Consider the following 20625-nt stretch of genomic DNA (forward strand, 5'->3'; position numbering starts at 1 on the left):
GAGGTGGTGGGGTGCGGGCCCCGCTGGGCCGCGGCCGAGGCAGCGGCCGGCGCTCCCGCAGGCCTTTCTATTCTACAGCAGATAGAATTCGCCTGCTGCTGCGGGCGGGCCGCGCCGGAGCCCTAGGCGGTGCGGCGCACCCGGCGGGCCGCGCCGGCGGCGAACATCCGCGGCGAGTTCACGTAGAGGGCGACGACGGCCGCGGCGAACAGCGAGCCTGCCACCGCCACCGGCGCCTGGGCGGTCGCGACGGCAAATCCCGCGGCGCCGGTCAGCGCCGAGCAGAGCGTGACCAGCAGGGCCACCTGCACGTGGCCCAGGCCCGTGTCGGTCAGCCGCTGGTACACATGGGAGCGGTGGGAGGCGTAGAGGCGCTCCCCGCGGCGGGCGCGGCGCAGAAAGGTGGTGAAGGTATCGGCGAGGTAGATGAGCACCGGGGAGAGCAGGTACTCGAGGTACACCCCTGCGAGCAGCCCGGTGATGGCCGTGGCCGCGATCGAGGCGCCGAGCAGGTAGCTTCCGACGTCGCCGAGGAAGACGAAGCCGCGGCCGAGGTTCCATGGCAGGAAGGCGAGGAACGCCATCGCGATGACGAGGCCGGTCACGGTAAGCCACTGCTGGCCGCTCAGGACTCCCCCGATAGCGTAGAAGATGCCGACGACGGCCCCGTGCATGCCGGAGATACCGTTGATGCCGTCCATGAAGTTCGCCGCATTGATGTAGGCCGCCACGGCCACGGCGCCGACGGGCACCCACCAGTAGCTCTGGCCGATGGCGGCGGCCAGTGCCGCGGTTCCGAGCGCGCCGATGAGCAGCTGAAGGCCGGCGCGGGTGAGGATTGAGACCCCGCGCAGGTCCTCGATCCAGCCCAGCACGGCGGCCGCGCCGAGCATGGCCAGGATGATCAGGACCAGCGACCGGTCGACTGCGACGAGACCGGTGAGCAGGGCGAGCACCAGGCCCACGGTGATTCCGCCGGCGACGGCGATGCCCATCCCGCGGATCACCACGGTGGTGTGCGAGGAGCGGTCGTTGGGCACGTCGAGGACCCCCAGCCGCCCCAGGAGGGGCTTCACCGCGAAGGGAAGCACGGCGCTGACGGCGAAGGCCGCGCCGGCGACGAGGAGCAGCAGGACGCTCACGAGAGCGCCCTGCCCTCGGGGGTCTTCGGGAAGCCGGCCTGCGCCACCGCGGTGAAGGAGCCGCGGCTCCTCCATTCCTGCAGGTCGAGCCGTGCCGGGTCCAGCGGGGCGACCGGAGTGTGCGAGATCTTCGGGTGCAGCGGGCGCGAGTCGTTCTCGTCGATTCCGACGAGGTCCTCGTGCAGCTTCTCCCCCGGCCGCAGTCCGGTGAAGACGATCGGGACCTCCTTGCCGGACATGGCGATCATGCGCTGGGCGACATCGAGGATCTTCACCGGCTCCCCCATGTCGAGGATGAGCACCTCGCCGCCGCGGCCGATGGCTCCGGCCTGCACCACGAGCTGGCAGGCCTCGGGGATCGTCATGAAGAACCGGGTCACCTCCGGGTCGGTGACAGTAACGGGTCCGCCGCTGCGGATCTGCTCGGTGAACAGGGGAAGCATAGAACCCCGGCTGCCGATCACATTGCCGAAGCGCACCGACACGTATTTCTGTCCTGTGCTCGCCGCGTGCCACGCGGTGACCTTCTCGGCCACCCGCTTGGAGTGCCCAAGGACCGAGGTGGGGTCGGCGGCCTTGTCGGTGGAGATATTGACGAAGTTGGTGACGCCCGCCGCGGCCGCGGCCCGCAGCACGTTCACCGTGCCCTGCACGTTCGTCTTCCACGCCTCCTCGGGGTACTGCTCAAGCAGCGAGACGTGCTTGAGCGCCGCGGCGTGGAAGACGACCTCAGGGCGGCGGTCCTCGAAGATATTGAGCAGCGTGTCGGCGTCCCTGATGTCCGCGAGCACCGTGTCCCGACCGGTGAGCAGGCCCCGTCCCGTCAGGGAGATCTGGGTGGTCTGCAGGCCGGTCTCGTCGCGGTCGAGCATGATCAGTTCGGCGGGGTGGAAGCCGGCCAGCTGGCGGCACAGCTCGGAGCCGATCGAGCCACCGGCGCCGGTGACCAGCACCCGCCGTCCGGTGATGTAGCCGGAGACCTCGTCGGCGTGGATGTCCACCGGGCGGCGTCCGATGAGGTCCTCCACGGCCACCTCGCGGAAATCGGAAAGCCCGGAGCCGGCGTCGAGCATCTCGCGCAGCGGCGGCAGCACGAGCACCTTGATGTTCAGCCCGGCGACCAGGTCCGAGACTCTGCGCACCGTGGCGGCCTCGACGTCGGAGAACGCGATCACCAGCACCGAGGGCCGGGTGCGGGCGACCACCTCGGGGAGGTCATCGAGCCGGCCGAGCACGGGCACCGTGGCGAGCCGCAGGTGCTTCTTGGCCGGGTCGTCGTCAATCAGCCCGACCGGAAAGTAGGGCGACTCGGGGTCCTGCATCATGCGCGAGACCAGCGAGTTGCCGAGGAACCCGGCACCGTAGATCAAGGTGCGCTGGGCGTTTTCCCCTGGCCGGGCCTTGCTTTCCACGTACATGCGCTTGAGGTAGCGCGTCGAGGCAAGGAAGATGCACGCGAACGGGAACGCGATGATGCCGATGCTGCGGGGGATCTCGATGACCGTGAAGAAGGCGACGCTGACGAGCACCAGCAGCACCGACACGATCACCGTGACGATCACCAGCAGTTTCGCCTCGTGGAAGCTGCCGAAACTGTACCGCCCGCGGTACAGGGCGAAGCTGAGGCCCACGAAGAGCTGCGCCACGACCGCGACGGCGCAGAAGACCACGACACCCCCGGCATTGATGTCGTTGACGATCAGCTCGTACCGCAGGACCAGGGCGAGGAGGATCGCGACAACCCAGGCGGCGGCGTCGAGCAGGTACTGGGACCAGAGCCAGAGCGCGGGCTTGTCCGTCCTTGGCCGTCCGGGCTCGGTGCCCGGGCCCCTGGATTCACTGGTGCCGTCGGTTCGTCTCATGGTTCCTAACAACGTCGTGCAGAAGGTTCAGCGCCGACGCGCTACCGCGTCGGCAGGCCCGGCCGGCGGCCTGTGGCGGTGTAATAGACTCGTTCTACCCGAGAATACTAGCCGCACAACCTCCGCACGCCCCTTGCCGGGCGCGCGCCGCGGGTCCGGAAGGAACAGCTTGAACGACATCGAGGCCGCCGCTGCACCCGGTGCGCTGCAGGGGCAGAACCTGATGCTCGTGATCACCACCTACAACCGCTCGGACTACCTCCGCGGCCTGCTGGACTCGGTTCGGGCGCTTCGTCCCGCGCCCACCGCTGTGGTCGTCGTCGACAACGCCAGCACCGACGACACGCCCGGGATCATCGCCGAGGCTGCGGCGCAGACACCCTTCCCGGTGCATCACCACCGGCTCCCCACCAACACCGGCGGTGCCGGCGGATTCGCGGCCGGCATGGAGCGGGCGCTGGCCGAGGGAGCCGACTGGCTGTGGATCATGGACGACGACGTCACCGCGGTGCCCGGCGCCCTGGCGGCCCTCGCCCCGTTCACCGAGCAGTACAAGTGCCTCCACGGCCGCCGCTGGGACGCCGCCGGGCGGCCGTTCTTCTGGCAGCACCGGTTCGTCGACTTCCTCGGGATCCACCTGCCGGTGCCCGGAGATGTCTTCCGGGACTCCCCCGTCTTCCGCACGAACGTCGGCTGCTTCGAGGGGATGCTTGTGCACTCAAGCGTTGTCCGCGAGGTGGGGCTGCCCGACGCCCGGTTCTTCCTCGGCGGCGATGACTCAACCTACGGGTGGCTCATCTCCCAGACCCACGAGGTGGCCTACGTCGACGCATACGTGCTCTCCAAGGCCCGCCCCCAGCGCCAGATCAACCTGGGGATCCGGCACCTCAACGATTCGAGCGACCTCAGCAGGTTCTACGCGATGCGCAACCGCGGCCTGGTCGCCCAGTACCTGCGCACCCGGGGGCGCTACGTCCCTGCGGGCTTCGCCCTCGGCACCCTGCTCACGGCGGGCAAGGAAGTGCTGCGCCTGGTGGCCGTCGAACGCTCGGTGAGCGGACTTCCCGCCCTGGCCCGCGGCTGGCGGGAAGGGCGGAAGATCCGCCGGGACCCGGACTGGCAGCCGATGCCCCCACTGACCGGGGCGGCCCGCTGAGCTGATCAGCCCCGGTCCGGCTGGTGCTGCACCGGGCCCCGGCCGGGCTCCCCGGACGGCGCGGCGTCTGCGGCTGCTCCCCCGGCTGGCACGTCTGCTCCCACGGCGGGTACGTCTGCTTCCACCGCGGGTACGTCTGCTCCCCCGGCTGGCACGTCTGCTTCCACCGCCGGTACGTCTGCTCCTGCGGCGTGCGCGCCTGACGCGGGGGCAGCTCCGCCGGCCGGATCGGGTGCCTGCCCGTCGGCCCCCACGATCGAGGGCACCACCTCGCGCAGCCGCTCAAGGGACAGCGTGCCCTGGCGGACGACCCGCAGCACCCCGGCGGTGGCGTCGACGATCGTTGAGCCCACGGCGTCCTGAGGGCGCGGGCCGTCCTCGAGGTAGACGGCCACCGTGCCGTCGAGCTGCTCGAGGGCCTCGGCCGCGGTCCGCGCGGCGGGCTGTCCGGTGCGGTTGGCCGAGGAGACGGCGAGCGGGCCGGTGAGCGTCAGCAGGTCAAGCGCCACCCGGTCGTCGGGCATCCGCAGGGCAACGGTGCCGAGGGTTTCTCCGAGGTCCCAGGTGAGCGAGGGCTGGGCGTGGAGGATGAGCGTCAGCCCGCCGGGCCAGAACGCCTCGGCCAGGGCACGGGCGTCGGGGTGGATTCCCGTGGCGAGGCCCTCCATCGTCTGCGGCCGGGGAATCAGCACCGGGGGCGGCATGTTTCGTCCCCGCCCCTTCGCGGCGAGCAGGGCGGCAACCGCACGGGGCGAAAAGGCGTCGGCCGCGATTCCGTACACCGTGTCCGTCGGCAGGACCACGCACTGCTGGGAGGCAAGGGCCCGCTGGGCGGCGGCGAGTCCCTCGCCGCGCTGGGCGGGATCGGTGCAGTCGTAGGTTGTTGTCACAAGACCATTCTTTCACTGCGCAGGTCTTTACCAGCGCGGGTCAATTCCAGCGGGCTATGCATGCGGCGGGCGCACGGGCCCACCGGCCGGGGACTTCAGCGGGCTGTGCTCTTCATCAGCTCCTCCGGCGCCCCGAAGCCCCTGCCGCGGAAGCCGGCCGAATAGGCCCGGGCCCAGCGCACCAGGCCTCCGCCGTCCCGGACCGAGAGGAAGTAGTACGGGAAGCCGACGATATCCGCGGCGAACCAGCGCAGGTTGCGGTAGCGGCGGGTGAGGTAGCCGCGGTTGCGGAAGTAGCAGTACCGCTTGAAGTCGCCCTCGGGGATGACCGGGGTGATGAAACCGCGGAAGATGGGCTTCATCTCGGCCCAGGACGCGGGGTGGCGCACCGCGACGGTCGCCACCGTCCCGTATTTCAGGCCGGCCTTCCGGACCTTCGCGAGGAAGTCCACCTCGTCTCCGCGGATGAAGAACTTCAGGTCCGGCAGGCCCACGGTGTGGAAGACCTCCCGGCGGATCAGCGCCCCATTGAAGAAGTGAAGCATGTCCGGCAGGTACCCCAGCGGTTCGAGCCGGGTGCGGTCGTTGGTCAGCAGACCGTTGATGCGGAAGTTGAACGAGAGCCGGTTCGGGTCCTCGGTGGCGACCACGAGGGGGCTGACGATGTCGAGCCCGTGCTCCTCCGCGGCTTCGAGGAGGACCTCGAGGCAGCGGGCGTCCTCAGGGTGCCCGTCGTCGTCCATCAGCCAGATCCAGTCGGCGCCGCTGGCCAGCGCGGCGAGGATGGCGTAGGCGAAGCCCCCGGCTCCACCCAGGTTTGCCTCCGAACGGAGGTAGTTGATGTTGCCGTCCGCTGCGGCAACGACGTCGGCCGCCGGGCGCGTGCCCGAATCGACGAGGGCGACCGAGGAAACGGGAACGCTCTGCTGGGCGAGGCCCTTGAGCAGCAGCCCGAGTTCCTCGTGGCGGTCAAAGGTGACGGCCGCTACGGCTACGTTGGTCATGCATTCGTCCTTGGGTCGGGGAGGCCTGCCGCCGCGGAGGTGCCGGCGGGTCGGGCGGGGTAAAGGGTCTGTCCGGGCTGAACCTGCACGGCGCTGGTGGCCCGCTGCCTGCCGTTGAGGTCGAGGTGGGTGGTGACGTCCGAGAAGGTGCCGGCCCGCCGGAGCATCGCCGCGATGGCTTCGGCCTGCACTTCGGCGTGCTCCATCACGAAGAAGCCGCCGGGCTTCAGCAGCCGCGCCGCTGAGGCCGCCGCCGCCGTGGGGAGCACCATGCCGTCCTCTCCCCCGCCGTACAGGGCCTCGGGCGGATCGTGGAGGGCCACCTCGGGTTCATGGGGAGTGGCGGCGGCGGGAATGTAGGGAGGGTTCGACACGACGATGTCGAAGCTGCCGTCGTGCTCGGGAAGCGCCGTCACGAGGTCGCCGCGGACCAGCCTCACTCCGCGCGGGAGGAGGTTGACCTCGGCCCAGGCGGCGGCGAGTTCGCTGAGTTCCACGGCGTAAATCTGCGCACCCGGGACCTCGTCGGCGAGGGCGGCGGCGATGGCGCCGGAGCCCGTTCCCAGATCGACGATCTTCAGGGCCGGCCGCTCCCCCGCCGCGGCACCCGGCGCGTCCCCGGCGGTGCGGTCGGTGGGTGAGGCGGGAAGTCCGGCGGCGAGGCCCGCCGCATGGTCGACCACCAGCTGCACCACCGACTCGGTTTCAGGCCGCGGGATGAACACCCCGGGTCCCACGGCCAGTTCGACGTGTCGGAAGTAGGCAGTCCCGGTCAGGTGCTGCAGCGGGATCCGCTGGGCCCGCTCGGCGACGAGCCCGGCGAAGCCTGCGGGGATGGTTGCGCCGGTCAGCGCCAGGGCGCGGACCCGTCCGACGCCCACACCCAGCAGGTGCGCCGCCAGCAGTTCGGCGTCGACGCGGGGGCTGGGCACCCCCGCCGCGGCCAGCGTGGCCGCTGCGGCGCGCAGCCCGTCGCTCAGCGGCGTGTCGGGATCCACCGGATCAGTCGTCCGTGCCGATGGCGTCCAGGCGGGCCTGCTCGTCCATCTCGATGGCGGACTGCACCACCGGCTCGAGGTCGCCGTTCATGACGGCGTCCAGGTTGTAGGCCTTGTACCCGGTGCGGTGGTCGGCGATCCGGTTCTCGGGGTAGTTGTAGGTGCGGATGCGCTCGGAGCGGTCCATGGTGCGGATCTGCGACTTGCGGATGTCGGAGTTCGCCGCGTCGATCTTCTCCTGCTCGTGCGCGAGGATGCGCGAGCGAAGCACGCGCATGGCAGCCTCGCGGTTCTGCAGCTGGGACTTCTCGTTCTGCATGGCCACCACGATCCCGGTGGGAAGGTGGGTGATGCGCACCGCGGAATCGGTGGTGTTGACCGACTGGCCGCCCGGGCCGGAGGAGCGGTACACGTCGATCTTCAGGTCGTTCTGGCTGATCTCGACCTCTTCGGGCTCGTCGACCTCGGGCAGGACGAGGACGCCGGCGGCGGAGGTGTGGATGCGGCCCTGGGACTCGGTGACCGGAACGCGCTGCACGCGGTGGACGCCGCCTTCGAACTTCAGGCGTGCGTACACGCCCTCCGCGGGGTCGTTGGAGCTGCCCTTGATGGCCATCTGCACATCCTTGTAGCCGCCGAGGTCGGACTCGGTGGCGGAGATCAGCTCGGTCTTCCAGCCGCGGGATTCGGCGTACCGGACGTACATGCGCAGCAGGTCCCCGGCGAACAGTGCCGCCTCGTCGCCGCCCTCGCCGCCCTTGACCTCGATGATGACGTTGCGGCTGTCGTTGGGGTCGCGGGGGATCAGCAGGCGGCGCAGGCGTTCCTGCGCTGCCGCCAGCTGCTCCTCGAGCACGGGCACCTCGGCGGCGAGCTCGGGGTCCTCCCCCGCCATCTCACGGGCCGCCTCGTGGTCGTCCTCGAGGGCGCTCCAGCGGTTGTGCGCGTCGACGATGCGGCCGAGCTCGGCGTACCGGCGTCCGAGTTTCCGTGCCAGCGACTGGTCGGCATGGACCGCGGGGTCGGACAGCTGAAGCTGAAGTTCCGCGTGCTCGTCTAGCAGGCCCTGGATGGACTCAAACATTGGTGCTACCTCTTTCGGCTCGTGCAAGCCAGTCTAGTGATTACTCGAAGACGCAGAAATCGCAGGGGCACCCCCGCGGGGTTTGTATCTGCTGCGCCCTCGACGCCGTTAACGAAACAGCCGCCCCGGGGCGTGCTGACCACGAAAGTGGCCTGCACGCCCGGAGGCGGCTGGACGGACGCTAATCCGAGTCTTTGGACCCCAGGGTGGTCTTCTGGACCTGCATCAGGAACTCGACGTTGGACTGCGTCTCCCGGATCTTGTTGGTCAGCAGCTCGAGTGCCTGCTGCTGCTCGAGCCCGGAGAGCACCCGGCGGAGCTTCCACATGATCTTGACCTCGTCCGGCGACAGGAGGTTCTCCTCGCGCCGGGTGCCGGAGGCGTTGACGTCAACGGCCGGGAAGATGCGCTTGTCGGCCAGGTGGCGCGACAGGCGGAGCTCCATGTTGCCGGTGCCCTTGAACTCCTCGAAAATGACCTCGTCCATCTTGGATCCGGTCTCCACCAGCGCGGTGGCGAGGATGGTCAGCGAACCGCCGTTCTCGATGTTGCGCGCCGCACCGAAGAAGCGCTTCGGCGGGTACAGCGCCGCCGAGTCGACGCCACCGGAGAGGATGCGGCCCGAGGCCGGAGCGGCCAGGTTGTAGGCGCGTCCCAGGCGGGTCATCGAGTCGAGGAGGACGACGACGTCCTTGCCCATCTCCACGAGGCGCTTAGCGCGTTCGATGGAAAGTTCGGCCACGGTGGTGTGGTCGTCGGCGGGACGGTCGAAGGTCGAGGCGATGACCTCGCCCTTGACGGTGCGCTGCATGTCCGTGACTTCTTCGGGACGTTCGTCGACGAGGACCATCATGAGGTGGACCTCAGGGTTGTTGATGGTGATCGCATTGGCGATGGCCTGCAGGATCAGCGTCTTACCGGCCTTGGGCGGGGACACGATCAGACCACGCTGGCCCTTGCCGATGGGAGCCACGAGGTCGATCACACGCGGACCGATCTTCTTGGGCTCGGTCTCCAGGCGCAGCCGCTCGGACGGGTAGAGGGGCACCAGTTTGGCGAACTCCACCCGGTCCCGAAGGTCTTCGGCCGGGATGGCGTTGACCGAGGTCACGCGCACCAGGGCGTTGAACTTCTGGCGGGTGCTGGCCTGGGTCTCGCCGTCGCGGGGTGCGCGGATGGCGCCGACAACGGCGTCGCCCTTGCGGAGGTTGTACTTCTTGACCTGGGCCAGGGAGACATAGACGTCGTTCGGGCCCGGCAGGTAGCCGGAGGTGCGCACGAAGGCGTAGTTCTCCAGGATGTCGAGCACGCCAGCGACGGGCAGCAGCACGTCGTCCTCGGTGACCTCGACGTCGTCGACGTCCGGATTGGCGTTGCGGCCGCGGCGGCGGTCGCTGCGCTCGTTGCGGTCGCGGAACCTGCTGGTGCGCTCTTCGTCGCGGGAGTTGCGCCCGGTGCGGTTGCGGCGGTTGCGGCCACGGCCCTCGTCCTGGCTGTCCCCGCCGCGGTCGGCCCGGTTGTCGTTCCGGGAATCAGACCGGTTGTCGTTCCGGGTGTCGGCCCGATTGTCGCTCCTGCTGTCCCCGTTGCGCTCACCGCGGGTGTCGTCATCGCGCTCGCCCCGGTTGCGGCTGCGGCGCTCGTTGCGGTCACGGCCCTCGCCCTGCTGCGCGTTGCCGGAATCGCCGGCGGTGCGGGTCTCCTCGGCGTCGGCGCCCTCGGTGGTCGAGACCTCGCCGCGGTCATCGCCCCGGCGTCCGCGCCGGTTGCGCTGGTTGCGTCCCGAGCCTTCGCGGTCGCCGTTGCCGCGGTCTGCGGTCTCGGCGGGGGCTTCGGCGGCGGCGGTCTCGACAGCGGTGTCGGAAGCTGCCTCAGGGGTGCCCTGGGCGGTGACGACGCCGTCGCTTCCGGCGCGGCGGTTGCGGTTGCGGGTGCGCGGGGCGCGCTCGGCCGGGGCGGTGCTGTCGGCGGCCTCAGAGGCGGCGTCCTGGCGCGCGGCCGGGGCCTGCTGGCGGTCCGCGGCCGGGGCCTGCTGGCGGTCCGCGGCCGGGGCCTGCTGGCGGTCGGCAACGGCGGAACCGCGCTGGTGGTCTGAAATTGCGGAAACCAGGTCGCTCTTGCGCATCCGCGAGCCGCCGGTGATTCCCAGCTGTCCGGCAAGCGCCTGGAGCTGGGCCAGCTTCAGGCCTGCGAGTCCGCTGCTCTTTGAAGCCGGTGCGCTGACTGGTTCAGCGCTGGATGTATCCACACCTGGCAACAGGTCAGTGGTATCAGTCACGAAGGATCCTTCCCCCTCGTCGGGCGGCCACTTTCGAAGTGTGCCGCGTAGGTTAGCCCCGCTGCCGCTCTAGATGGACAGGAGGTGTTCGGCTGACCCGTTATGGTCGGGTTCGCCGCATGTGCTGGAAGCCTGGGGAATTCTGCGCGTCAGGTCGGACCTGGCCGCACAACGATGATTTCGGAGGCTACACCGGAGATTGCGCCACTGCTGATAAACCTGCAGTTTCTCGGCGGTCTAAGACAAGGACGGCCGGCTCAACAGAGGCACTCTTCAGAACCGTAAGTACGGTTCCTACCTTTGGTGCACTTCCACTTTAGCACCTTCCCGCGCAACATCGAGCCGAAGAATCCGCCAGCCGCCCGGCGTGTCGGACGCGGCGGCAAGGGCGCGGGCGGCCCCGAGTGCCCGCGCTGCCTCCTCCTCGCCGACGGCGAGGGTCATGACGGTCGGCCCGGCACCGGAAATCACCGAAGCGAACCCCTGCGCCCGCAGTGACTGCATCAGGGCCGCGCTCGGAAGCATGGCCGAGGCGCGGTACTCCTGGTGCAGCGCATCGCGGGTACCGGGATGGAGCAGGTCCGGCCTCACGGTCAGGGCATGTACGAGCAGCGCCGCGCGGCCGGCGTTCGCCGAGGCACTCCCGTGCGGCACCGACGTCGGCAGCAGCCCGCGTGCGCTCTCGGTGGACAGGGCGGTGTCGGGAATGACGGCGATGGGGATGATGTCGGGGTGGACCTCCACCCGGGTGCTCTGGAAGGCCCTTCCGGTCTCCCAGGAGATGGCCAGCGAGCCGAGCAGCGCCGGGGCGACATTGTCGGGGTGGCCCTCAAGGGTTGAACACCACTGGAGCACCGCCGCGTCATCGAGCCGGTGGGCCTGGGGCAGCAGCGCGTTCGCGGCGAGCACCCCCGACACGATGGCCGCGGCGGAGGAGCCCAGTCCGCGTCCGTGGGGGATCACGTTGACCGTCTCAATCTCGAGCCCGGGCGCCGACCAGCCGGCGTTGGCGAGGGTTCCGAGCAGGGCGCGGGCCACGAGGTGCGAGCCGTCGGTGGGCAGGTCCCCGGCGCCCTCCCCCGTGGGGAGCACCTCGGTCGTGCCGGAGTCGAGGGTGCGCACGCGCACCGTATCGAACAGGCCGAGGGCCAGCCCGAGGCTGTCGAACCCGGGGCCCAGGTTCGCGCTCGTGGCCGGCACGGTGACCCGAACGGCCTGGCCGGAGTCGACGAGGCGTGCGGGGGCCGAGAGCACGGCGTCCTCAGGCACGTGCGCGGTCCGCGGTCTCTTCGAGCCCGAGGGCGGCCGCGACGCTCACGACGTCGAACTCGACCTTGGTGGGCTCGACGTCGGAGCCGTCGGCGGTGCGCAGCGCCCACTGGGGGTCCTTCAGCCCGTGGCCGGTGACGGTGATGACGATGGTCTTGCCCACGGGGGCGAGGCCCTGGCCGTGCTTCTTCAGCAGCCCGGCCACTCCGGCGGCGGAGGCCGGTTCGACGAAGACGCCTTCGCGCGCGGACAGCCAGCGGTGCGCCTCGAGGATCTCGTCGTCGCTGACGGCCTCGATCAGACCGCCCGATTCGTCGCGCGCGGCGACCGCGAGGTCCCAGGAGGCCGGGTTGCCGATCCGGATGGCCGTGGCGATGGTGTCGGGCTCGGTGACGGGGTGGCCCTTCACCAGCGGCGAGGCACCCTCGGCCTGGAAGCCCCACATCACGGGGGTCTTCGTCGCCACCGGGGCGAGTTCTCCCTCCGCGGTGGCATAGGGCGCCGCGTATTCCTTGTAGCCCTTCCAGTACGCGCTGATGTTGCCCGCGTTCCCGACCGGAAGCAGGTGGTAGTCAGGGGCGTCCCCGAGGCTGTCGACGACCTCGAACGCGGCGGTCTTCTGGCCCTCGAGCCGCGCCGGGTTCACCGAATTCACGAGGAACACCGGGTAGGCCTCGGCGAGCTTGCGGGCGACATCGAGGCAGTTGTCGAAGTTGCCGTTGACCTGCAGCAGCTGGGCACCGTGGGCGATGGCCTGGCTGAGCTTGCCCATCGAGATCTTCCCGTCGGGCACCAGGACGGCGCAGGTGATGCCGGCCTGGGTGGCGTAGGCCGCGGCAGAGGCCGAAGTGTTGCCGGTGGAGGCGCAGACGACGGCCTTGGCGCCGGCGGCGACAGCCGCGGTCATTGCCATGGTCATGCCGCGGTCCTTGAAGGAGCCGGTGGGGTTCATCCCCTCGACCTTGAGGTACACCTCGGACCCGGTGAGCTCCGAGAGGGCCCGGGCGCGCACGAGCGGGGTGCCTCCCTCACCGAGTGTGACGACTTCGGTGGACTCGGTCACGGGCAGTCGGTCGGCGTATTCGCGGATTACCCCGCGCCACTGGTGGGCCACTTAGATTCCCTCTACTCGAAGAACGGATGTCACTGAACGAATGACGGGCAGCGCCGCGACCTGCTTGACGGTCGCCGCGAGCGAGGCCTCGGTGGCGCGGTGGGTCACGATCCGCAGCTCCGCGGTCCCCTCCGCGCCGGGGTCCGGCTGGTGGATGCTCTGCCTCATGGTTTCGATCGAGACGCCGTTGTCGGCGAAGATCGCCGCGATCCGGGCCAGCACCCCCGGCTGGTCGGCGACGTCGAGGCCGATGCAGTAGCTGGTGCTCACGGTGTCGATGCTCAGCGCCGGGACGTGCCCGGTGGTGGTCTCGGTGCGGCCCGGGCCCCCGAGCACCATGCGGCGTGCGGCGCTCACGACGTCGCCGAGCACGGCCGACGCGGTGGGGGTGCCGCCGGCGCCCTGGCCGTAGAACATCAGTTCCCCGGCATTTTCGGCCTCGACGAACACCGCGTTGAACGCTCCGTGCACCGCGGCCAGCGGGTGGTCCCGGGGCAGGAGCGTCGGATGCACCCGCACGCTGACCCCGGGGTCGCCGGCCTCGTCGGACAGCAGTTCCGCGATGGCCAGGAGCTTGATGACGTACCCGTCGGCCTTGGCCGCTGCGATGTCGTCGGCGGTCACCTGCGTGATGCCCTCGCAGTACACGTTCTCCAGGGCGAAGCGCGTGTGGAAGGACAGCGAGGCGAGGATTGCGGCCTTCGCCGCGGCGTCGTGCCCCTCGACGTCGGCGGTGGGATCGGCCTCCGCGTAGCCGAGCTCCTGCGCGGCACGCAGGGCATCCGCGAACTGCGCCCCGGTGGTGTCCATCTGGTCCAGGATGTAGTTCGTGGTGCCGTTGACGATGCCGAGCACCCGGGTGATGCGGTCCCCCGAGAGACTGTCGCGGATGGGCCTCAGGATCGGGATCGCGCCGGCGACGGCGGCCTCGTAGGAGAGCTGCACACCGGCGGCATCGGCCTTCTCATAAAGGGCCGGGCCGTCCTGGGCGAACAGCGCCTTGTTGCCGCTGACCACCGTGGCTCCGTGCTCGATGGCGCGAAGGATCAGCGAGCGGGCCGGTTCGATGCCGCCCATCAGTTCGATGACGATGTCGGCGTCCTCGACGAGCGACTCCGCGTCGGTGGTCAGCAGGGCGCGGGGGATGCCGGGGCCGCGGTCGCCCTCGAGCGAGCGCACGGCGATGCCGACGAGCTCAAGGGGCGCGCCGGCGCGGGAGCCGAGCGCCGCGGCGTCGTCGAGGAGGATGCGGGCGACCTGGGAGCCGACGTTTCCGGCGCCGAGCAGGGCGACGCGCAGGGGGTTGGCGGGGGCTTCGGAAAGACTCATGCGCTGGATCGGGCTCCTGGGGTCGGGGTGGCGGCGCGCTGGACGTCGCGGGCCAGCAGGTCCGCCTCGGTCTCGCCGCGGACGATCAGCCGGGCGGTGCCGCCGGCGACGGCCACCACCGGCGGGCGGCCGAGGTAGTTGTAGTTGCTCGAAAGCGCCCAGCAGTAGGCACCGGTGCCGGGCACGGCGAGCAGGTCCCCCGCGGCGGTGTCGCCGGGAAGATAGACATCGCGCACCACGATGTCCCCGCTCTCGCAGTGCTTGCCGACGACGCGGGACAGCGCCGGGTCGGCACCGGAGACGCGCGAGGCGAGCACCGCGGAGTAGTCGGCGTCGTAGAGCACGGGCCGGGCGTTGTCGCTCATTCCGCCGTCGACCGAGACGTAGCGCCGCGGCTCGGTGGCCGGCTGCCCGGACCCCACCGGGACGGTGTCGACGTGAACCGTCTTCGTGGTGCCGGTGGTGTAGAGGGTGAAGGTCGACGGGCCGACGATGGCCCGCCCGGGCTCGATCGAAATCCGGGGGACGGCGAGCCCGAGGTCGGTGCAGGTGGAGCCGACGACGGCCGCCATCGCCCCGGCGATCTCCTCCGGTCCGCGCGGCTCGTCGGCCTCGGTGTAGGCGATGCCGTAGCCGCCGCCGAGGTCGAGTTCGGGAAGTTCGACGCCGTGCCGGTCCCGGACGGCGGCCAGGAAGCCGAGCAGGCGGCGGGCGGCGAGTTCGAAGCCTTCGGCCTCGAAGATCTGCGAGCCGATGTGGCAGTGGACCCCGAGCAGGCGCAGTCCGGGGTGCGCGAGCGCGGCGTCGACGGCGCGGGAAGCCGGGGAGGCGCCTTCGGGGTCCAACGGGTCCGCGCCCAGGGACAGGCCGAACTTCTGGTCCTCATGCGCGGTGGCGATGAATTCGTGGGTGGAGGCGTGGACGCCCGGGGTCAGGCGCAGCAGCACGTTGGCGCGCACCCCGCGGGCCGCTGCCAGGTCGCCGACGATCGCGATCTCCTGAAGGCTGTCGACGACGATCCGGCCAAGGTCCAGGTCCAGCGCCCGGCCGATCTCCGCTGCCGACTTGTTGTTCCCATGAAGGCCCAGCCGGTCCCCGGGCAGCCCGGCGCGCATGGCGACGGCGAGCTCACCGCCGGAGCAGGTGTCGAGGTTCAGCCCCTCCTCGGATACCCAGTGGGCGATTTCCGAGCAGAGGAAGGACTTGCCGGCGTAGTAGACGTCCACTTCCCCGCCGATGGTGGCGAAGGCGGCACGGAACGCGTCGCGGAAGCCGCCGGCGCGGGCGCGGAAGTCCGCCTCCGAGACCACGAACAGCGGCGTGCCGAACTCGGCGGCAAGCTCCTCGACGGACACGCCGTCGACGGCGAGCACCCCGTCGGCGGAGCGCGCCACGTCGCGGGCCCACAGTTTGCGCTCCAGCGCGGCGGGGTCGGCGGGGACGGTGAGCCAGTCCGGGGCGAGGGGTGATCCGGCCGCCATGCTCACATCCTTTCCGGGGCGGAGACCCCGAGCAGCGTCAGTCCGTTCGCGAGCACCTGCTGGGTGGCGTTGTTCAGCCAGAGCCGGCTGCGGTGGACCTCCTCGACGGGCTCCCCGCCGATAGGCGCGATGCGGCAGGCGTCGTACCAGCGGTGGTAGGTGCCGGCGATGACCTCGAGGTGGCGGGCGACCCGGTGCGGCTCCCGGAAGGCCGCGGCCTGCGCCACGACGCCGGGGAACTGTCCGAGTGCGGCGAGGAGTTCGCCCTCGGTGGGGTGGCCCAGGGTCGAGGCGTCAAAGCTGCTGGTGTCGACGCCGGCGGACACGGCGTTGCGCTCAACGGCGTGGGTGCGGGCGTGGGCGTACTGGACGTAGAAGACGGGGTTCTCGTTGCTGCGCTTGGTCAGCAGGTTCAGGTCGATGTCGATGTTCGAGTCCGCCGAGAACCGCGCGAGGGTGTAGCGGGCGGCGTCGACGCCCACCGCCTCGACGAGGTCCTCGAGGCTGACGACGGTTCCCGCACGCTTGGACATCCGGACGGGCGTGCCGTCCTTCACCAGGTTCACGAGCTGGCCGATCATCACCTCGATCGTGTCGGGGTCGTCGCCCAGCGCCGCGGCGGCGGCCTTGAGCCGGGCCACGTAGCCGTGGTGGTCGGCGCCGAGCATGATGATGTTCAGGTCGAACCCGCGCTGGCGCTTGTTCACCATGTAGCCGATGTCGCCGGCGATGTAAGCGGGCGTGCCGTCGGAGCGGATGACCACACGGTCGCGGTCGTCGCCGAAGTCGGTCGACTTCAGCCACCAGGCGCCGTCCTCGAAGAAGAGGTTGCCTGAACCCTTGAGCTGCTCGAGCAGGCCTTCGACGAAGTTGTTCTCGAAGAGGGAGTGCTCGTGGAAGTAGACGTCGAAGTCGACGCCGAACTCGTGGAGTGATTTTTTGATGTCGCCGAACATGAGGTCAACGCCGATGGCGCGGAACTGCTCGAGCGCGTCGGCCTCGTCCAGCGAGGGGATCGAGGGATCCTTCGCGAGCACCCGGTTGGCGATGTCGACGATGTAGTCCCCGCCGTAACCGTCCTCGGGTGCCGGCTGGCCCAGGGCGCTGGCGTAGAGGGAGCGGGCGAAACGGTCGATCTGTGCCCCGTGGTCGTTGAAGTAGTACTCGCGGGTGACGTCGGCGCCCTGCGACTGCAGGATGCGCGCGAGCGCGTCGCCAACGGCCGCCCAGCGGGTGCCGCCGATGTGGATGGGGCCGGTCGGGTTGGCCGAGACGAACTCGAGGTTGATCCTGCGGCCGGCAAGGGTGGTGTTCGTTCCGTAGGCGGTGCCCGCCTCGACGATGGTGCGGGCGAGTTCGCCGGCGGCTCCGGCGTCGAGGGTGATGTTGAGGAAGCCCGGTCCGGCGATGTCCACCGAGGCGACGCCGTCGATCGCCTCGAGGCGGTTCTTGAGGATCCCGGCGAACTCGCGGGGATTCATGCCGGCCTTCTTGGACAGCTGAAGGGCGATGTTCGTGGCCCAGTCCCCGTGCTCGCGGTTCTTCGGCCGCTCGACGCGCACTTCCGCCGGGAGCTCGATGTCGAACTCCCCGTCGGCGACGGCGGTCTTCAGGCAGGCGGAAATAGCGGAGGAGAGTTCTTCAGGAGTCACCCGTCCAGCATAACGGCGCACGCCGCGGCTGCCGTTTTGTGTGACGGGTGGGACAGCCGGGGCACGGAAGGGGTCCCGGACGCCATCCGGGCCTCCGCCGGGAACGAATACAGGGCAGCCGGGTTGTTCCTGCCGGGTTGTTCCTGCCGGGCTGCTGCACAATTGTTGAGTCACCAGTGTCCGCCCGGCGCAAGCAGCCGGGCGATTCCCGGGCCCTACCGTCAAGGAGATAACCGCCGTGAAAGACCTCGAAGCCGGATCCGCCGACACCCGCACCCGCAGCATCACCGGGAAGCGCGTGCTCCACGCACTGGCGGCGGCGTCGCTCCTGGGTGTCGCGGGCTGCGCCGGAACGGCCCCATCGCCGGGCTCGGAACCCGCAGGGGAGGGCGCGAGCAGCGCCCCGGCCGAGGCACCGGCCAGCAGCGCGGCACCCGAGGCCCCGGCCAGCGCCGGGCCGACCGAAGCGGGCCCCGCCGCGTCCGACCAGACATACGAGGACGGCGAGTTCACGCAGGTCGGCTCCTACGTCTCCCCCGGCGGCACCGAGGAGATCGGGGTGACCCTGACCCTCGAGAAGGACGTCGTGACGGCGGTGACCACCGAGCCGATGCCGTCCAACCCCACAGCCAAGCTGTACCAGGAGCGCTTCAGCGGCGGCATCCAGGAGGAGATTGTCGGCAAGAAGCTCGACGAGCTGAAGGTGGACAAGGTGGCCGGGTCCTCCCTGACCAGCGGTGGCTTCGCCGAGGCGACGGACCTCATCAAGAGCGAAGCTCAGCTCTAGTCGATGGCGGTCGGGGGCAGCTTCATCTTCGAGGCCATCGGGACCCGCTGGCAGATCGACACCGCCGCTCCGTTGGAGCCCGGGGTCCGTACCGCCATCGCCGGCCTCATTGAGGACTACGACGCCCTGTATTCGCGCTTCCGCCCCGACTCCGCGGCGGCCGCCCTCGCCCACGGCGGCGGGCGGCTCGAGCTTCCCGCACACGGCGCCTCCCTGGGCCGGCTGTACCGGAGGCTGTACCGGCTCACGGACGGCTCGATGTCTCCGCTGGTCGGGTCCGTCCTTGAGCACCAGGGCTACGACGCTCACTACAGCTTCACGCCCAAGGGGCCACCCGCCCCGGCCCGGGCCTGGGATGCGGCGCTCGACTGGGAGGGCACGGTCGTCACGGCCTCCGGGCCGGTCACCCTCGACGTCGGCGCCGCCGGAAAGGGCCAGCTCGTCGACCTCGTGGGCGGTCTGCTCGCCGACGCGGGGCAGACCGAATTCCTCGTCGACGCCAGCGGCGATATGCTCCACTCGGGCACCACGGCCCTCACCGTGGGGCTCGAACACCCCTATGATCCGACGCGCGCAATCGGCACCGTGCAGCTTCACGGCCGGGCGCTGTGCGCCTCCGCCTCGAACCGCAGGGCCTGGGGCGATGGCCTCCACCACGTGGTCGACGCCCGCACCGGCACCAGCGTCTCGACAGTGGTGGCGACCTGGGTCCTCGCGGCGGACACCATGACCGCCGACGCCCTGGCCACGGCGTTGTTCTTCGCCGAGCCCGAAGTGCTGGGCGAGGAGTTTGCCTTCGACTTCGTGCAGGTGTTCTCCGACGGGCACTCCCGCTTTTCCCCGACCCTGAACGGAGCACTGTTCACCCCATGAGCGGTATCGACCAGCTGCTGGGCCGGATCTCGATGTACCGGCTGACCCTTTCCCTCCTGATCCTGCTCACCGCGGTCTCGCTGGGGTTCTCGGCCGCGGGCCTGCTCGCCTTCCGCCCCTCGGAGCTCACCGCCACCCTTGCCACCGCCCTGGTCTCCACCTGGGGCGGCACCCGGATCATGGCGATGATCCTGCGGATGCGGCCGCACAATGAGTCGGCGCTGATCACCGGCTTCATCCTGTTCTTCATCATGTTTCCCACCCTGGACGGGCCCGGGCTCGGCGGCATCGCCGCCGCCGGGCTCGCCGCGGCGGCCTCGAAGTTCCTCCTCGCGGTGCGTGGCCGCCACATTTTCAACCCGGCGGCCGCCGGCGCCGTCGTCGCGACGCTGCTTGGACTCTCAGCCGCCGGCTGGTGGGTGGCCAACCCGTACCTGCTCCCCTTCGTCCTGTTCGGTACCCTCGTGCTGCTGTACCGGACGCGCAAGCTCGTCATGGGCGCCGTCTTTGTGGCGCTGAGCACCGGCATCCTCGTCGCGGGCCTGGCCTCGGGCGGGCTTGCGCCGCTGGCCGCGGGCCAGCTGGTCCTGGTGTCCTACCCGGTGCTCTTCCTCATCGGGTTCATGCTGACCGAACCGCTCACCCTGCCGCCGCTGCGCTGGCAGCAGTTCGTCACCGCCGCCGTCGTCGCCGTCGTCTTCGCCGCCCAGCCCTCGCTCGGCCCGGTGTTCCTCGGACCGGAGTTCGCGCTCGTCATCGGCAACGCCGTCGCTTTCCTGATGGGCCAGCGGCGCAGCGTCCGGCTGAGGTTCACCGCCCGCCGGGACCTCACCCCGACGAGTTCGGAGCTGGTGTTTGCTCCGTCCCATCCGGTGCGGTTCGAGGCGGGCCAGTACATGGAGCTGAACCTGCCGCACGAACGCACCGACGGGCGCGGGTCCCGGCGGGTCTTCAGTATCACCTCCGCCCCGCAGGACCGGGACACCCTCAGCTTCGGGCTGCGCGTGAGCGAACCGGGAAGCAGCTTCAAGAAGGCGCTGCTGGGCCTGAAGTCCGGCGCCGTGGTGACGGGCACCCTGGTCGGCGGGGACTTCCGGCTGCCGAAGGACCCGTCAGTTCCGCTGCTGCTCGCGGCCGGCGGGATCGGCATCACCCCGTTCATCAGCCAGCTCCGCGACGTGGCCCGGCGCGGCCAGGACCGCGACGCCGTGCTGGTGTACGCGGTGCGGTCCACTGAGGAGATTGCCTACCGGGAGGAGCTCGCGGAGCTCGGCACGCCCGTCGTCCTCTTCGCCCCGCACGACCCGGCTGACGACGGCGTTCACCTGCCCCCGCGCTGGCGCTACGCCGGGGCGGGCTACCCGAGCGCGGACCAGCTGTCCGCCGAGGTGCCCGATCTGCCCTCCCGGCGGGTCTACGTCTCAGGCTCGCCGCTGATCATTTCGCACCTTCGCGCCGCCGTGCGGAAGGCCGGCGGAGGCAGGGTCACCACCGACGCGTTCCTCGGCTACTAGCTGTAGCTGGCCATGACGTTGGCCGGGGAACCGCGCGTTTCCACTCCGCCGAGTGCACCTGCTAAGCTCATTAAGTCCCTTACGGAGACGGAGAAAAACCGTCCCATGCCTTCGTAGCTCAGGGGATAGAGCGTCTGCCTCCGGAGCAGAAGGTCGTAGGTTCGAATCCTATCGAGGGCACCACCGGCCGGG

16 protein-coding genes and 1 tRNA gene are annotated in these 20625 nt (G+C 70.3%); 5 read left to right on the forward strand and 12 right to left on the reverse strand.

From position 1 onward, the window contains the following. Positions 1-122: 122 nt before the first annotated feature. Complete coding sequence (locus GVV77_RS11670; protein WP_246199774.1) at positions 123-1142, reverse strand: MraY family glycosyltransferase; 1020 nt, start codon at positions 1140-1142, stop codon at positions 123-125. After that, positions 1139-3004, reverse strand: coding sequence for a polysaccharide biosynthesis protein (locus tag GVV77_RS11675; protein ID WP_159618508.1), 1866 nt, complete (start codon positions 3002-3004; stop codon positions 1139-1141). The genes GVV77_RS11670 and GVV77_RS11675 overlap by 4 nt, the downstream gene beginning before the upstream one ends. Before the next feature lie 169 nt (positions 3005-3173). On the opposite strand from GVV77_RS11675, the gene GVV77_RS11680 reads away from it, so the two are divergent. After that, entirely contained in the window at positions 3174-4160 is a 987-nt protein-coding gene (locus GVV77_RS11680; RefSeq protein WP_159618510.1) for a glycosyltransferase, read from the forward strand. A 5-nt stretch (positions 4161-4165) separates the two neighbouring features. On the opposite strand, the gene GVV77_RS11685 is transcribed toward GVV77_RS11680, so the two are convergent. The 10 genes from GVV77_RS11685 to argS form a co-directional block, all read right to left on the reverse strand. Beyond that, complete coding sequence (locus GVV77_RS11685) at positions 4166-5050, reverse strand: L-threonylcarbamoyladenylate synthase (RefSeq protein ID WP_159618512.1); 885 nt, start codon at positions 5048-5050, stop codon at positions 4166-4168. Between the two features lie 95 nt (positions 5051-5145). Beyond that, positions 5146-6054: a glycosyltransferase gene (locus tag GVV77_RS11690; RefSeq protein WP_159618514.1), complete on the reverse strand. Its 909-nt coding sequence runs from the start codon at positions 6052-6054 to the stop codon at positions 5146-5148. After that, positions 6051-7052 carry a peptide chain release factor N(5)-glutamine methyltransferase gene (gene prmC / locus GVV77_RS11695; protein ID WP_159618516.1) on the reverse strand — a complete coding sequence of 334 codons (1002 nt, stop codon included), beginning with the start codon at positions 7050-7052 and terminating at the stop codon, positions 6051-6053. Before prmC ends, GVV77_RS11690 begins: the two co-directional genes overlap by 4 nt. Before the next feature lie 4 nt (positions 7053-7056). Then, positions 7057-8136 carry a peptide chain release factor 1 gene (gene prfA / locus GVV77_RS11700; RefSeq protein ID WP_159618518.1) on the reverse strand — a complete coding sequence of 360 codons (1080 nt, stop codon included), beginning with the start codon at positions 8134-8136 and terminating at the stop codon, positions 7057-7059. Between the two features lie 181 nt (positions 8137-8317). Next, positions 8318-10414 (reverse strand): transcription termination factor Rho, encoded by a 2097-nt coding sequence (gene rho, locus GVV77_RS11705; RefSeq protein WP_159618520.1) that lies wholly within the window; start codon positions 10412-10414, stop codon positions 8318-8320. Positions 10415-10708: 294 nt separating this feature from the next. Next, positions 10709-11683: a homoserine kinase gene (gene thrB, locus GVV77_RS11710; protein ID WP_159618522.1), complete on the reverse strand. Its 975-nt coding sequence runs from the start codon at positions 11681-11683 to the stop codon at positions 10709-10711. Continuing rightward, positions 11676-12797: a threonine synthase gene (gene thrC, locus GVV77_RS11715; protein ID WP_159618524.1), complete on the reverse strand. Its 1122-nt coding sequence runs from the start codon at positions 12795-12797 to the stop codon at positions 11676-11678. The genes thrB and thrC overlap by 8 nt, the downstream gene beginning before the upstream one ends. Then, positions 12798-14126, reverse strand: a complete 1329-nt coding sequence (locus GVV77_RS11720; protein ID WP_159618526.1) for a homoserine dehydrogenase — start codon at positions 14124-14126, stop codon at positions 12798-12800. It lies immediately after the preceding gene. After that, positions 14123-15607, reverse strand: coding sequence for a diaminopimelate decarboxylase (lysA, locus tag GVV77_RS11725; protein ID WP_159618528.1), 1485 nt, complete (start codon positions 15605-15607; stop codon positions 14123-14125). Before lysA ends, GVV77_RS11720 begins: the two co-directional genes overlap by 4 nt. A gap of 2 nt (positions 15608-15609) precedes the next feature. After that, positions 15610-17259 (reverse strand): arginine--tRNA ligase, encoded by a 1650-nt coding sequence (argS, locus tag GVV77_RS11730; protein WP_159618530.1) that lies wholly within the window; start codon positions 17257-17259, stop codon positions 15610-15612. Positions 17260-17497: 238 nt separating this feature from the next. Here argS and GVV77_RS11735 point away from each other — a divergent pair, with 238 nt between their 5' ends. The 4 genes from GVV77_RS11735 to GVV77_RS11750 all read left to right on the forward strand — a co-directional run bounded on the left by GVV77_RS11735 (position 17498) and on the right by GVV77_RS11750 (position 20616). Continuing rightward, positions 17498-18046 (forward strand): hypothetical protein, encoded by a 549-nt coding sequence (locus GVV77_RS11735; RefSeq protein WP_246199775.1) that lies wholly within the window; start codon positions 17498-17500, stop codon positions 18044-18046. A 3-nt stretch (positions 18047-18049) separates the two neighbouring features. Beyond that, entirely contained in the window at positions 18050-18919 is an 870-nt protein-coding gene (locus tag GVV77_RS11740) for an FAD:protein FMN transferase (RefSeq protein ID WP_159618532.1), read from the forward strand. After that, complete coding sequence (locus GVV77_RS11745) at positions 18916-20433, forward strand: FAD-dependent oxidoreductase (RefSeq protein ID WP_159618534.1); 1518 nt, start codon at positions 18916-18918, stop codon at positions 20431-20433. Before GVV77_RS11740 ends, GVV77_RS11745 begins: the two co-directional genes overlap by 4 nt. A 107-nt stretch (positions 20434-20540) precedes the next feature. Next, positions 20541-20616, forward strand: a tRNA-Arg gene (locus GVV77_RS11750). The last annotated feature ends 9 nt before the right edge of the window (positions 20617-20625 follow it).

This window comes from Arthrobacter zhaoguopingii (assembly GCF_009828605.1).
In the GTDB taxonomy this organism is placed as follows: Bacteria; Actinomycetota; Actinomycetes; order Actinomycetales; family Micrococcaceae; genus Arthrobacter_D; species Arthrobacter_D zhaoguopingii.